At 47.0% G+C, this 1429-nt stretch carries 1 protein-coding gene; it reads right to left on the bottom strand.

Features of this window, described 5'->3' with window-relative positions; all coding sequences use genetic code 11:
* Positions 1–521: 521 nt before the first annotated feature.
* A partial coding sequence (locus tag AC1DWN_RS33710; RefSeq protein ID WP_477563179.1) for an ROK family protein occupies positions 522–1429 on the bottom strand: 908 nt, incomplete at its 5' end.

The following is a 1429-nucleotide window of genomic DNA, read 5'->3' as shown; positions in this document are numbered from 1 at the left end:
GTTGTGGGACGCTGCTTTTAGCAAGCTAGCGAAAGGTAAGATTACCTTTACGTTTACCGCATATTACAATAATGGCACCACTAAAATAGTAACAGTAGACATAACCGTAGACGGTGAAACGCAAGATATCGTCGGTGTTCATCGCGTGGATTGATAGTTATGGTGATAATAGTCGCAAAGAAACTGAATGGATGAAAGAGTGAGGAAAGTTCATTATTTACTGAGCATTCCTCACACTTTTTGTCCGATCAGAAGGTTAATGGGAAAAAAGTGAGGCAGACCTCACTCCCCGTGAAGAACTCCTCATGGCGAGTGAGGTTTGCCTCACTAATCCGAAATATGGTTCTATTAAAGTGGGAATTAGTGAGGAAAGCCTCATACTTTAGTGAAATATACTCACTAACAAGAAAGACGATAGTGAAGCTAGCTCACTAACAAGAAAGACAATAGTGAAGCTAGCTCACGCAGGAGGAAGACAGCCAATAGCGAGTTGTTATTGCATAAGACAACTAAGAATTTACCTACTGGCCGCTCTTTATCTTAGTGAAAAACTTGCTGATCGCGTAGTAGGCCGCGCCACGCACGGCGGATTGATCCTCTAGCTCTGCGAATAGGATTCTCATTTGCTCACGGTGGTAAGGCAAAGTACGCCGATTAACCGCCGCCTGAACAGCGGGCTCCAACCATTCGGCTGCGCGGCTCATTCGGTTGCCGATAATTACAACGTTCGGATTGAACACGTTGACGATATTCGCGATTCCGGCACCCAAGTAATCGCCGATAGAGCGAATGAGAGCGTGAACTTCTTCGTTGCCTGCAGAGGCAGCAGAAAGTAACTCCTCTAAGCTGTCGAAGCCAAGAAGAGCAGCCCGCTCAAGTAAGGCATTCTCCGACGCATATAGTTCCCAGCAGCCTAAATTTCCGCAGCTGCATGGCTTTCCGTCGTATTCAATAGATAAATGACCGAGCTCCCCAGAGAAGCCAGAAGCTCCTTTGTACAGCTCCTTGTTCAGAATAATGCCTGTACCAATACCGATTCCGACACTAACATAAATTTGGTTTGGAATACCGCGGCCTGCGCCGTATTTTTGTTCACCCTGCGCACCGGCATTCGCTTCGTTGTCGATAGTGACAGGAAGCTCGAATCGATCTTCCAACCATCGCTGAAGCTCCACATTCCGCCACTTTAGGTTGGGTGCGAATAAAATAGTCCCGTCACCATCTACAATACCCGGAACTCCAACGCCAATGCCCACAATGCCATATGCGCTTTCGGGTGCTTTAGCGATCAAGCCCTCTATACATTCAGCAAGCTGCAATAGAGTAAATTCGGGGTCAAGACGCTTTAAGCTGCGTTGATGCTCGGCAATGACATTACCCTCCAAATCAACGAGCAAGCCGCGAATATAGTTTACGCCGAGATCAATAC

Source organism: Paenibacillus sp. P4_A7 (genome assembly GCF_056402455.1).
This window is presented reverse-complemented; position numbering and strand designations above follow the sequence as displayed.